Annotated in this window: 8 protein-coding genes; 5 read left to right on the top strand and 3 right to left on the bottom strand. The window is 48.6% G+C overall.

The window, feature by feature from the left end; translation table 11 throughout:
* Positions 1-207: 207 nt before the first annotated feature.
* Together LKE08_RS16135 and LKE08_RS16130 are read left to right on the top strand one after the other, a co-directional pair.
* On the top strand, positions 208-702 hold the full coding sequence (locus LKE08_RS16135) for a hypothetical protein (protein WP_324705270.1): 495 nt from the start codon (positions 208-210) through the stop codon (positions 700-702).
* Between the two features lie 523 nt (positions 703-1,225).
* A complete protein-coding gene (locus LKE08_RS16130; RefSeq protein ID WP_324705269.1) occupies positions 1,226-2,665 on the top strand; it encodes a PAS domain-containing sensor histidine kinase in 1,440 nt (479 codons plus the stop codon).
* Here LKE08_RS16130 and LKE08_RS16125 read toward each other — a convergent pair.
* Genes LKE08_RS16125 through LKE08_RS16115 form a run of 3 tightly spaced genes read right to left on the bottom strand, consistent with a single transcriptional unit; the run spans position 2,631 to position 5,970 of the window.
* Complete coding sequence (locus LKE08_RS16125) at positions 2,631-3,353, bottom strand: DevA family ABC transporter ATP-binding protein (RefSeq protein WP_324705268.1); 723 nt, start codon at positions 3,351-3,353, stop codon at positions 2,631-2,633. The genes LKE08_RS16130 and LKE08_RS16125 overlap by 35 nt on opposite strands.
* A gap of 23 nt (positions 3,354-3,376) precedes the next feature.
* Positions 3,377-4,564 carry an ABC transporter permease DevC gene (devC, locus tag LKE08_RS16120; RefSeq protein ID WP_324705267.1) on the bottom strand — a complete coding sequence of 396 codons (1,188 nt, stop codon included), beginning with the start codon at positions 4,562-4,564 and terminating at the stop codon, positions 3,377-3,379.
* On the bottom strand, positions 4,561-5,970 hold the full coding sequence (locus LKE08_RS16115; protein ID WP_324705266.1) for an HlyD family efflux transporter periplasmic adaptor subunit: 1,410 nt from the start codon (positions 5,968-5,970) through the stop codon (positions 4,561-4,563). The genes devC and LKE08_RS16115 overlap by 4 nt, the downstream gene beginning before the upstream one ends.
* Before the next feature lie 126 nt (positions 5,971-6,096).
* Here LKE08_RS16115 and LKE08_RS16110 point away from each other — a divergent pair, with 126 nt between their 5' ends.
* From LKE08_RS16110 to LKE08_RS16100, 3 genes are all read left to right on the top strand, one after another.
* Positions 6,097-6,708: a TetR/AcrR family transcriptional regulator gene (locus LKE08_RS16110; protein WP_324705265.1), complete on the top strand. Its 612-nt coding sequence runs from the start codon at positions 6,097-6,099 to the stop codon at positions 6,706-6,708.
* Positions 6,709-6,881: 173 nt separating this feature from the next.
* Positions 6,882-7,367, top strand: a complete 486-nt coding sequence (locus LKE08_RS16105; RefSeq protein WP_324705264.1) for a DUF4168 domain-containing protein — start codon at positions 6,882-6,884, stop codon at positions 7,365-7,367.
* Positions 7,368-7,554: 187 nt separating this feature from the next.
* The gene (locus tag LKE08_RS16100) at positions 7,555-13,026 is read left to right on the top strand and encodes an AAA family ATPase (protein WP_324705263.1); all 5,472 of its coding nucleotides are present in this window, start codon (positions 7,555-7,557) and stop codon (positions 13,024-13,026) included.
* Positions 13,027-13,029: the final 3 nt, after the last annotated feature.

Below are 13,029 nucleotides of genomic sequence, written 5' to 3'. Positions count from 1 at the left end.
CCCCCATCCCCCCCAGCCCCCATCCCCCCCAGCCCCCCTTTGAAAGGGGGGAGAATTGGGGGGAGAATTGGGGGGAGAATTGGGGGGAGAATTGGGGGGAGGAAGGGGGGAGGAAGGGGGGAGTCGCTCGATTGAAAAGTTTTAAAATAGAGAAAAAAACTGCAATCATCACCCCTATTGCCTGTTGCCTATTGCCTATTGCCTCTTATGAGTTCATCCATTCTAGTCAACTTGAGAGAAGCGTTTTTGTCCGCCCCCGGATTTTGGGAAAGTTACCTGTCTCCGAAAGCCGGAAATTGGTGTAAGTTCGTCGAGGCGATCGATCGCAGCCAGACGGACGGCTATTCCATCGAGGGGCCGTTTGTCAGCCAGATCGATCGCCCCGCCATGCAAGTTCCCGGACTGTATTTGTATTGCCAGAAGGGAAAGCGGAAACGGGGGAGTTGCGATCGCCTTTATACTTTATTTGTCCTCGAACCGGACGGAACGGTACGGGTTTTAAATGAATGGAAAACGGCGAGTCGGGACTGGGCGATCGCATTGTGGCCGGAAATTGAAGCCTATTTTGTCAGTCAAACCCAGTCCGTCGAACAGCGTCGCCAGCAGTTGTTGGCGGAGATCGAATCTCTGGAATTTGAGTTGAGTCAGCGGCGGGCTGAATTGTTAGCTTTGGAAAACGACCCTCAACTTCACAATTTCTAAACAAAGTCGAGCTATACTTGAAAGTTTACATCGAATTTTATTGACCTGTCGGATCGGCTTTCATTAAAAAAACTGATGGTCAGCAATATTGAAAAATCTTAAAATGATGATATAAACTTATATGAACTTGAGTAAAATTGGGAGAAATTTTTTTCAGAGTTCGGGGGAACAGATCGTAATTCTTGTAAAGATCATCAGCAGGTATGCTACAGTTGAGGCTAATAATAGAGATGGGAAGGAGTTTAGACTGTTTTTGCAAAAAAACGAATGTTTTTCAATCAGTCATATCGGGGCGATCGGTTCTCCTTTATCTCTCAATAACAATTCCCCAATTAAATACAACTTTTTTTAAGAAAAATTGAACCGAGAAGAAAACGTATGGATGGCGAGTAGGGAGGGTTCTTGTTGCGGGAAAATTTGTCCGCGATCGCCGGGTAAAGCCTTGTCGAATCGTCGGTGCAATCGTTGACATGACGGACGATAAAAAACGGAAACAGCAAAATCAAGTCTAGGGAAAAGGAAAATGTTTCGCGCCCTATTTGAGCAAATAACCTGGGGAGTTGTTTTCACAACAATGGATGCTACGCCCATTTTCGTCAATCAAAAGTTGTGCGAACTGCTGGGGTATACTGAATCGGAGTTGATGAGTTGTAACATTCGGGATATTATCGATTTAGAACCCTGTAAATACGGCTGTTATTCCGGTCAAAATCAAACGTGCGGTTCCTCAAAATTTGGGACGGTCAAACGCCGCTACACTCGTAAAGATGGCACGACATTTTGGGGGTTATTTGTCGGGTTTAAAATTGGCGATATTCCCAACTTCGGAAACCTGAACGTGATTTTAATTCGGGAGATCAGCGATCGCAAACAGATCGAAGAAAAAGTCCGACATCATCACGACCTGCGAGAGGCGATTTTTACCGAGTCTACCGATGCAATTTTTATCGTCGATTCCGATACCCTCAGAACCCTAGATTTAAACCCGAGAGCGGTGGAACTGTTTCAAACATCGAGTCGGGAAGAGTTGATCGATATCGAAGTACACAGTCTCCAGAAGCGACAATTCACGCCGCCAGAAATGGAGCATATCGTCCGGGAGATCGATGAAAAAGGAAGCTGGAGTTCTGAGTTAGAATATATCACAAAAAAGGGGGATGAGTTTTGGGTAAATTTAGCCGTAAAGAGACTTTATTTTGCCGGTCAAAAGCTGAATATTGTCCGCATGATGGATATCACCGATCGCAAGCGGTTCGAGCAGATAAAAGATGAGTCTATTTCCACCGTCAGCCATGAGCTTCGCACGCCGTTGACCTCAATTTATGCGTCACTTTCCTTGCTTAATTCCGGCTGGTACGAGAGTCAACCTGAAAAGCAAAAACAAATGCTCGCAGTGGCAACCCGAGAAACGGATCGTCTGGTGCGTTTGGTGAATGACGTTCTCGATATCGAGCGGCTGGCATCGGGGAAAGCCGAACTGGAGAAAAGCATTTGCAATGTTGGTGAATTGATCGAACAGTCCATCGACGGCATTCAATCCCTCGCCGAACAAAAACAGATCGCCATCATCCGCCACTGGTCTACAACTTCAATTTGGGCGAATTCAGACGCGATCGTTCAAATTTTGATCAATCTTCTCAGCAATGCGATCAAGTTTTCTCCCCCCGAATCGATCCTAAAAATTTCTACTTCGATTCAAGATGACAATGTTTTATTCAGGGTTCAAGATCGGGGCTGTGGGATTCCACAAGAACAATTAGAGCATATTTTTCAACCTTTCAAACAGGTCAAAGGCGCGGGTCGCCATCCCAAAGGGACGGGTCTGGGACTGGCAATTTCTCAAAAACTCGTCCACCAACACGGGGGAAAAATTTGGGCGGAGAGTGTGGTCGGAGAGGGCAGCACCTTCAGTTTTACCATCCCCCATTCTAACTCGAAATCAACCGCCCGTCCTCCATGCTGACGATGCGATCGGCGATATCCAAAATACGGTTGTCGTGGGTGACTAACAAAATCGTGCAGCCCTGTTCCTTCGCCAATTTCTGCATCAAATTCACCACTTCTCGCCCCGATTTACTGTCGAGGGCCGCGGTCGGTTCGTCCGCCAGGACAATGGGGGGATGGCTGACCAGAGCTCGGGCGATCGCCACCCGCTGTTTCTGCCCGCCGGATAGGTCTTCGGGGTAATAATTCATGCGATCGCCTAACCCCACTTCCTCCAATATTTCCGCCGCATATTGCAGCATTTGGGCCGTGGATAATGTGCCGTGCATTTCCAACCCCATCCTCACATTTTGCAGGGCGGTCAAACTGCGGTGAAGGTTGTGGGCTTGGAAAATATAACCGATCTGTCGCCGCACCATCACCAACTGGCCGGAACTCGCCCCGCACAGTTCTTGATCGAGAATTTTCAAACTCCCAGAATGGGGCGATCGTAACCCTCCAACCAAAGTCAAAAGGGTTGTTTTTCCGGAACCTGAAGGCCCTGTCATCAGGACAATTTCCCCGGATTTTATCTCCAAATTAATATCGAATAAAACCTGTTTTTTTAACTGACCCTTACCAAAATAGTGGTCGAGGTTGCGAACCGAAATGACAGCCCGGTTTTCCCGTTGCAAACGAAGGTCGGGTTTCGGCAAAGTTGAGTTCATGGTAAAATGCAAAAATTGACAACTTAAAAAATATCGGCGGGGTCTGCTTCCTGTAGTTTACGAGTGGCGATCGCCCCGGAAATGCCACACATAATCATCGTCAAAATTAGGACTTTCACCGATCGCGCCAGGGTGATATAAATCGGCAAATTCGTCGCATTGCGGGTCAGGGAATACAATCCGAAAGAAATCCCCACGCCGGGAATGAATCCCAGCAGGGATAAAATCAGGGCTTCTTCCAAGACAATTCCCAATAAATAAACTGTCCGATAGCCCATCGCTTTAAAAGTAGCATATTCCGCCATATGGTCGGCGACATCGGTTGAAAGAACCTGATAAACGATAATGGTTCCCACCACGAACCCCATCGCCACACCCAGGTTAAACACAAACCCGACAGCAGTGTTAGCCGTCCAATAATCCTTTTCAAATTGGATAAATTCTTCCTGGGTCAAGATGCGGATATCCCGGTCTGGTAGGTCGGCTTTTAGCATTGCCTGAACTTCAATAATATCCGCCCCCGGTTCCACTTTAATTAATCCCAAATTCACCGCCGATGCGTCTTGTCTCGGCATCAAACGCAAAAAGTTTTGGTCGCTGGTCATTAAACTACCATCCGCCGCAAAAGATGCCCCCAATTCAAACAGTCCGGCGAGGGTAATGGTGCGACGTTCTATTTCGGTTCTCACCCGTTTTCCGTCATCAATGGAGGCAATTGCTTCCTGATATTCTCCCCGGGCTTCCCGGTCAAATAAGACGCGATCGGGGAGTTTTATCTCACTAATTTGGGGATGAGTCTTGAGGAAGTTAAAAGCGGGTCTATCCGGATTAAAACCCACTAATAAAATAGCTGTTTCCTTATGGGTTTGGGGATTTTTCCAGGTTTTCAACGCCACATACAAGGGATCGGCGGATTCCACCCCGTCCAGGTTCATCGCCTGATACAACCGCCGCCGGGGAAAGGTAGACAAACGGGTAAAATTCAGGGCTTGGGGACTGACAATCACCAAATCCGCATCTAAAGCCTTGTGGAGGCGGGTGTTGCTGTTGTAGAGTGCGGTTTGAAATCCCAACTGCATGAACATGAGAATATCGGCAAAAGCGATCCCGGCGATCGCCACCAACATTCTACCTTTATCGTGACTCAATTGCCGCCATCCCAAGGGGGTGCGCCGCGCCAATTTTTTGAAGGGGTTAATTAATCCGATCATTTGCCAATCACCACTCGAACTTGTAAATTTGTCAATCCCGAAACCTTCTCGCTGGAGGCTTCATCCAAACGCACCCGCACTTCTATAACTCGACCGTCGATATTCGCCGAAGGGTCGGCATTAATGACATCTTGGCGTTGAATTTGTAGCCCGATGCGGTCAACTTTTCCTCCCAATTCACCCTCAAAAGAATCGCTGGTGATGCGGGCGGTTTGTCCGATTTGAACCCGGTGAATATCGCTTTCGTAAACTTGGGCGATCGCCACCATTTCTCGGGTTTGTCCGAGTTCGACAATTCCCTCGTTGGCGACTCTCTCGCCCGGGTAGGTGTGAATTTCCAAAATTTGCCCGTCTCGGGGGGCGCGAATTTCTGCCAATTTCAAATCCGCCTCCGCCTGTCTGAGGGCCGCTTGAGCCGATCGCACTTCCGCTTCCGACACCGCCACATCCACGGGCCGCACTTCGGCGATTTTGTCGAATGTCGCCCGCGCCTCGGCAATTTTTTCGAGTCCGGCGCGATCGATTTGATTCAGTTTGGCTTTGGCTTCTTCGATCTGTTCCCGTTTGGCGAGGCGAATTTTCGTCAGTTCCGCTTCGGCTTCCTGAATTTGCTGGTCGTAGGTATTTTGAATGCGGGTCAAATTCACCTTCGCCTCCTGCAACCGCTGTTCGGCGGTCTGGCGGTCGAGGCGTTTGCGATCGCGCGATTCCTCGGAAATCGCCCCTTGAGCGTGCAGTTGTTCGTGGCGCCGCTCCTCATTGAGGGCGTTGTTATATTCTGCCTCGATGCGGGTTATTGTTGCTCGCTGGGCGTCCAATTCCCCCCGCTGCTGCGCCTGCAACCGGGCGATTTTGGCTTCCACGGCGTCGATATCCGTCCGGCGTTCCGTCTCCAACCGGGCGATGGTGGCCCGCTGGGCGTCGAGGTCGGTCTGCCGTTCCGCATCCAACCGGGCGATGGTGGCCTGCTGGGCGTCGAGTTCCCCGGTTTTCGCCCCGGCTTTGACCCGTTCCAACTTCGCCTCGGCCAGACTCACCTGTTCTCTGGCCTGGTCCACCGCCGCTCGCAGGCGATCGTAATTGTCCAAAATGGCGATCGCATCCCCGGCCCGCACCCAGTCTCCCTCACTCACCAGCAATTGTTCGATCCGGTTGCCTTCCGCGACACCGGGGGCGGAAACGGCGATCACCTCCCCCGCCGGTTCCAGCCGCCCCAAAGCCGTGACGGTGGTCGGCATCGGCAGACTGGCCGCGGCGACGGGGGTTTCTTCGACCTGGCCGGATTTCCACAGGACATAGGCCGTGACGCCTCCAACTCCCACGGTGGCAACGGTCGCCAACGTTAGCAAGCGGCGGGTGAGGGTCGGGGTGGAGGCGAAATCTGCTGCTGTTGCTCGGTGTACCATGACACACCTCTCCTTGAAATGGGGGTTGACGAACTAGACTGTTTAGTTCATATCCCGATTATACTAGACGGTTTAGTATAATGAAAAGGAGGGGAACCCAAAAAAATTCCAAAGGAGACCGCTATCATGGTCAGGACACCATCTCACCCGGAAACCGGAATGGCACCCAAAGCCGAACAGATCTTGCAGGGGGCGATCCGAGAATTTCTCGCCCACGGGTTCGCGGCGACGAGCATGGATCGGGTCGCCAAAGCGGCGGGAGTCTCCAAAGCGACGCTCTACAACCACTTTGGGGACAAGGAAAGTCTGTTCGGCGCCCTGACCGAATATTTGGGGGAGAAACGAATTCTGTATCTGGCGATCGACAGGCCCGCGGACCCCGCCAACTTTTTGAGAAACTGGGCGACGGCGGTTTTAAACCAGATGTTGGGCGATCCGGAATTGCTGTGTTTCGTGCGGTTGATCATCGGGGAGTCGGGGCGGTTTCCGGAGTTGGCGAAAACGTTTATCCGCAACATTGCCAAGCCCGGAATTGAGCGGCTGACGCGGGATTTAGAATTTTATCCGCAATTAAAATTAGCCGATCCGGAGGTGGTGGCGCGGATGTTAATTGGGGCGATCGTCCATTATATATTGACCCAGGAAATCATGCACGGGGCGGAGATTTTGCCAATGGATCGCGATCGCTATATTGACGGTTTGGTGAGTTTGGTGGTTAAATCAGAAAATCGAGGTTGACAATCTTTCGGGAGGCAGAGGAAGAGTTGAATGAAGGACTCTACCCTGAAACTGAGGCTACTCCCCGTGAGACTTGAGGCACTTTGATCGATGAATCCGACTGTTCGGATTCGGAATCCCGCCCGGGAATCCCCGTCGCCTGATGGGCGGCTGCAGTCAAGAGAAATTCAATAATGCTGAAAATCAAACGATTAACCGGTTCCTTTTTTGCCGTACTTTTAGGATTCGGAGCGGTTGGAACAATAGAGCCAGCGATCGCTCAAATGCCACCCACAGAACAGTCAGAGCCAGTTAATCTCACCAATGAGCACCTGGATCGTTTTGCCAACGCTTTTCAGGCAATCCGCACCATTCAGCAAGAATCTCAGGAGGAAATGATCGCGGCTGTGGAAGCCGAAGGACTCACGATAGATGAGTTCAATACGATCGCCCAAAGCCAAGATTCGCCTGCAGCAGCCGAACAGGTATCGCCGGATCAGATCGAGCAATTTGCGACGGCAGCAGAGCAGGTGGCTGCAATTCAGACTCAGGCTCAAGATGAAATTCGGTCAGCCATTCAAGCTGAAAACCTGACGCTTCAAGAGTTTGAGCAGATTTTAATCAGGGTTCAACAAGATCCGAGCTTGCAGGCGGAAATTAATCAGCGTTTGCAGCGTTAAGGGAGATGATGGGTCAGGACTTCAGGACAAAATAGGCGATCGCCGAAGGGGGAAACGGGAAAACTAAAATTCCCAAAACCCCCTAGCCTCAACCTTACAGCCTACACCCCCACTGATGGGGCGGTTTTGGGTTTGCTAAAGTTGGTATGGAAGCCCTTTCCTGAGACTGACCCTCCCCTAACCTAGGATGTCCCTTATATCTAGCACTTCCCAACTTCCCGAAATCCCTGGCTATACCCTAGTTGAGCCATTGTATCTGGGTTCGCGAACGGCGGTTTATCGAGGGGTGCAAACAGCCCAACAGTGCCCCGTAGTGATCAAGCTGCTACGGCGGGAGAATCCGAGTTTTGGGGAGTTGGTGCAGTTTCGCAATCAATATGCGATCGCCAAAAACTTACCCGTTCCCGGTATTGTTCACCCCCTCAGTTTAGAACCCGTCGGAAATAGCTATGCTCTGGTCATGGAAGATGGGGGTGGAATCTCCCTCGAAACCTACAGCCACGAGCAACCTTTAGACTTAGAAACGGTGTTGATTATTGCCCTACAAATAGCGGACATTCTCCACGACCTACACCAACACCGAGTCATCCACAAAGACATTAAACCCGCCAACCTGCTCATTCACCCCGAAACCCATCAAGTCAAGCTAATTGACTTTAGTATTGCCTCCTTACTCCCCAAAGAAACTCCAGAAATTCAAAACCCCAATATCCTGGAAGGAACCTTAGCCTATCTGGCTCCGGAACAAACCGGACGCATGAATCGTGGCATCGACTATCGAGCGGACTATTACGCCCTCGGTGTCACCCTTTATCAACTGCTAACGGGTGGCTTACCCTTTGCTACCAACGACCCTTTAGAATTGGTGCACAGTCACATCGCTAAGGTGGCGACCCCCGTTCATGAGGTGAATCCTAATATTCCGGAAATAGTGGGGGCGATGGTTGCCAAACTCATGGCGAAGAATGCCGAAGACCGCTATCAGAGTGCTGTGGGAATCAAGCAGGATTTTCAGCACTGTTTAAATCAATGGCAAAAAACGGGAACTATTCGCCCGTTTGAATTGGGACAACGGGATCTGAGCGATCGCTTCATCATCCCGGAAAAACTCTACGGACGGGAAACCGAAGTTCAAACCCTCCTCGATGCTTTTTACCGCGTCAGTGAAGGGGGTTTAGAAGTGATGCTGGTGGCGGGATTTTCGGGCATTGGTAAAACCGCCGTTATCAACGAAGTTCATAAACCCATCGTCAAAAAACGGGGCTATTTCATTAAGGGTAAATTCGACCAATTCAACCGTGATATTCCTTTGAGCGCTTTTGTGCAAGCCTTCCGTGATTTAATGGAACAATTGCTCTGTGAATCTGACCAACAATTGGCTGATTGGAAGGCGAAAATTATGGAGGCAGTGGGGGAAAATGGGCAAGTATTAATCGAAGTGATTCCCGAACTCGAGCCAATCATCGGTTCACAACCCCCAGCCCTCCAACTGTCCGGGACAGCCTCTCAAAATCGCTTTAACCGACTGTTCCAAAAGTTTATTGAAGTCTTTACCCAAGCCGAACATCCTTTGGTGATGTTCTTGGATGATTTGCAGTGGGCTGATTCTGCCTCTCTACAACTTCTCAAGTTACTCATGAATGGTCGGGGTTATCTGTTACTTTTGGGAGCCTATAGAGATAACGAAGTCTCGCCCGGTCATCCGTTTATTCGAGTGATTGAAGAACTGAAAAAAGCCCGGGTTGTTGTCCATACAATTACCCTGGCTCCCCTACAGTTAGAAGAGGTGAATCCTTTGGTGGCAGATACCCTCACCTGCGAGCCGGAACTCGCCCAATCTCTCACTCAAATGGTGGTTCGCAAAACCCAAGGCAATCCCTTTTTTATCACCCAATTTTTAAAAACACTGCATCGGGAGGGCTATATTACTTTTAATGCTGAGTACGGCTGCTGGGAATATAATATTACCGAAATTACCGCCGTTGCCCTCAGTGATGATGTGGTGGAATTTATGGCCCAGCAGTTGCAAAGATTGTCACCAGAAACCCAGGATATTCTCAAGTTGGCGGCTTGTATTGGTAATGAGTTTGATTTGACGACTTTGGGGATTATTTCAGAGCGATCGCCGAGTCAAGTTGCGATCGCTTTATGGCGAGCTTTACAAGAAGGTTTGATTTTACCTACCACCCCAGTTTATAAGTTCTTTCAAGATCCGGATTCCCTTGAAGAGGAAGTAGAAGCGGTGGTGAATCCTTCCTATCGCTTTCTGCACGATCGCGTTCAACAGGCGGCTGATCTCCTCATCCCAGATGAGCAAAAACCGGCAACCCATTGGCAAATTGGTCAACTTCTCCTCGAACGCAGTTCCGGAGAAAAACGAGACGAAAAACTCTTTGAAATCGTCAATCAATTAAATTCGGGAGCCGCCTTAATTGACAGTCCAGAACAGCGGCATCAGTTGGCACAACTCAACCTCGAAGCCGGACGTAAAGCCGTCACCGCCGCAGCCCATAAGACCGCATCAAGTTATTTCCAAGCCGGACGGAACCAACTGCCTCCCCAGCCCTGGGAACAATGCTATGAGTTGACGCTGGTGTTGTTTTCTGAGGCGGTGGAAGTGGCTTATCTGAATGGAGACTTTACCCAAATGGAGCAACTGGCGATCGAGGTCTTAGAAAACGCCAGAACCCTGCTGGATAAGATTCAGACCTACGAGGTAAAAATTCAAGCCTATGTGGCTCAAAACCGTTTGTCGGAAGCCCTGGAATTGGCTCAATGCTTGCTGCGCCAATTAGACATTAATTTACCCCAAAATCCGACCCCTGAAGATATCGAAACAGCCCGACAAGAAATTCAGGCAACCATCGGCGATCGCACCGTCGGAGAGTTGCTCGATCTCCCTCCAATTCAACACCCAGAAAAACTAGCCGCTATCCGCATTTTAGTTGTCCTCGTTTCGATCACCTTTGTGGGGTATCCATCTCTGTTGCCCTGGGTTATCTGTGAGCAGGTGAATCTATCTCTAAACTATGGTAACTCTTCCTGGTCGGCTTTTTCTTATGCCAACTACGGAATTTTGCTCTCCAGTTTCGGGGATTTTAAAATCAGCAATGATTTTGGAGAATTGGGAATTAATCTATTAGAAAAATTTCAGGCAAAAAGCCTAAAATCAAAAATTTTTAACACAGTTTATGCCATGCTCACCCACTGGCACAAACCCCTTCAAGATTGCTTAAGACCTTTGATGGAGTCCTATCAATCTGGGTTGGAAACGGGGGATATAGAATATGCAGCTTACAGTCTTTTGCATCATAACGAGTACAATTATTTTTGCGGCCAAAATTTGAATCAATTAGCCGAAAATCTTGATAATTACAGTCATGCTTTAATCCAGATTAACCAGCTCAATACCCTCACCTATCATGAAATTTACCGACAGATCGTTTTGAATTTACTGGGACTCTCAGAAAACCCCACCGAGTTGGTGGGTGATGCCTATGATGAAAGGCGATCGCTACCCCGACATGAACAGATAGACGATCGCTATGCGCTGTATCAGGTTTATCTCAATAAACTGATTTTAAGTTATCTGTTTGGAGAAATTGAAAAAGCGGTGCAATTGGCGAATTTAGCCCAACAATATATTGATGGGGTATCCGGTTTATATTTTATTCCAGTATTTTACTTTTATGACTCCCTAGTTCGCCTAGCTGCCTATGGGATAACTCCCCAAGATGAGCAACCTGAGCTTTTACAAAAAGTCCAAAATAACCAGCAAAAAATGCGGCGATGGGCCGAGGCTGCACCGATGAATTTTCGCCATAAGTTTCAGTTGGTTGAAGCGGAGCGGTTTCGAGTGTTGGGAGAAATCATCGCAGCCATTGAATCTTACGAACAAGCGATCGTCGGAGCCAGCCGCTCTCAGTACCGCCAAGAAGCCGCCCTTGCCTACGAACTCGTCGGTCAATTTTATCTGGCTTGGGATAAGCCTAAAATCGCTCAAGTTTACCTCACCGACGCCTATCATGCCTATCTAAGTTGGGGAGCACGGGCAAAAGTTGCGGATTTAGAAAGCCGCTATCCTCGACTCCTCGCCGGGATTTTTCTCCCCCAACGTCCCGCCTTTTCAGCGACAGAAACCCTGTTGGGAACACCCGCTTTAACCGTCACTCAAACCGCTCCTAAACAGTCCTCGTCCGCCTCTAGCAGTACCAGTCTTTCCATTACCCTGGATTTGGCAACGGTGTTGAAAGCCTCTCAGACCCTTTCCAGTGAAATTGAACTCGACAAACTATTGGCAATTTTACTACAAACAGTATTGGAAAATGCGGGAGCTGATAAGAGTGTGTTACTGATGTCTCAACAGAATCAGTGGTTTGTCGAAGCCGTGGCAACCCTCGATCAACCCGTTCAAGTGCAGTCGATTCCGTTGTCGAGTTATCCCGAGCTTCCCCAGGGGCTAATTTATCGGGTGAAACGGAGTCTGGACGCGATGGTAATTGGGGATGCCACCGCCGATCCGTTACTGGCGACTGATACTTATATTCTGCAAAAAAAACCCAAAAGTTTACTCTGTGTTCCGATTTTACAGCAGGGTAAACTCATCGCTTTATTGTATTTAGAAAATCATCTGACAATTGATGCTTTTACCCGCGATCGCGTCGAGACTTTAAAAATTCTGGCTTCCCAAGCGGCTATCTCCATCGAAAAAGCCCGCTTATACGAACAAGTCGCCGAATATTCCCATCACCTAGAAGCCGAAGTTGAGCGAAAAACTCAAGCACTTCGTCAAAAAGCCCTCGATTTAGAGCAAACTTTAAAAAATCTCCAACAAACCCAAGCCCAACTGATTCAAAGCGAAAAAATGTCTGCCTTGGGTCAATTGGTTGGTGGCATTGCCCACGAAATTAACAATCCGATTAACTTCATTCATGGCAACCTTGAATATGCCTCCAGATATGTGATCGATTTATTGCAGTTAATCGACCTCTATGAACAAGAATATCCCCAAGAAAATCCCGTGATTCAAGGTGCGATCGAAGAGATCGAACTGGAATTTATACGAGAAGATTATTTGAACCTTTTCCAATCCATGAAAAATGGCAGTGAACGGATTAAGAAAATTGTTCTAAGTTTGCGAAATTTTTCGCGTTTAGATGAGTCCGAATTAAAATCTGTAGATATCCATGATGGTCTAGAGAGTACCTTAGTCATTTTACAAAATCGGTTGGCTGGCAAGGATAATCTGATGGCTATTGATGTCATCAAAAACTATGGAAAAATCCCCCATATTTTCTGCTATGCGGGTCAGTTAAATCAAGTCTTTTTAAGTATTTTTAGTAACGCAATTGATGCCTTAAAAGATAGGAGGCAAGAGCCAGAAAAAGCCGTTATTAGCATTAAAACAGAACGGTCAAATCAAGAGCAAATTAAAATCGTTATTGCCGATAATGGTAGTGGCATTTCAGAGGAACTTAAAAACCGCATATTTGAGCCATTTTTTACCACCAAACCCGTCGGCAGTGGCACCGGATTGGGACTATCGGTGAGCTATGCAATTCTGACCCGGCATGGTGGCAGTCTCACCTGTCAATCTCAACTGGGTGTGGGAACTGAAATGATCATTCAGCTTCCACTGAGTAGAGGCGATCGAGAATAGGCA

This window comes from Lyngbya sp. CCY1209, assembly GCF_035615495.1.
GTDB lineage: Bacteria > Cyanobacteriota > Cyanobacteriia > Cyanobacteriales > Microcoleaceae > Limnospira.
The sequence above is the reverse complement of the archived record's forward strand: the minus strand, read 5'-3'. Positions and strand labels throughout refer to the sequence as shown.

Excerpts from the sequence above, each read along its gene's own strand:
- LKE08_RS16135 (WP_324705270.1), top strand. The coding sequence starts at position 208 with ATGAGTTCATCCATTCTAGTCAACTTGAGAGAAGCGTTTTTGTCCGCC.
- LKE08_RS16130 (WP_324705269.1), top strand. The coding sequence starts at position 1,226 with ATGTTTCGCGCCCTATTTGAGCAAATAACCTGGGGAGTTGTTTTCACA.
- LKE08_RS16125 (WP_324705268.1), bottom strand. The coding sequence starts at position 3,353 with ATGAACTCAACTTTGCCGAAACCCGACCTTCGTTTGCAACGGGAAAAC.
- devC (WP_324705267.1), bottom strand. The coding sequence starts at position 4,564 with ATGATCGGATTAATTAACCCCTTCAAAAAATTGGCGCGGCGCACCCCC.
- LKE08_RS16115 (WP_324705266.1), bottom strand. The coding sequence starts at position 5,970 with ATGGTACACCGAGCAACAGCAGCAGATTTCGCCTCCACCCCGACCCTC.
- LKE08_RS16110 (WP_324705265.1), top strand. The coding sequence starts at position 6,097 with ATGGTCAGGACACCATCTCACCCGGAAACCGGAATGGCACCCAAAGCC.
- LKE08_RS16105 (WP_324705264.1), top strand. The coding sequence starts at position 6,882 with ATGCTGAAAATCAAACGATTAACCGGTTCCTTTTTTGCCGTACTTTTA.
- LKE08_RS16100 (WP_324705263.1), top strand. The coding sequence starts at position 7,555 with ATGTCCCTTATATCTAGCACTTCCCAACTTCCCGAAATCCCTGGCTAT.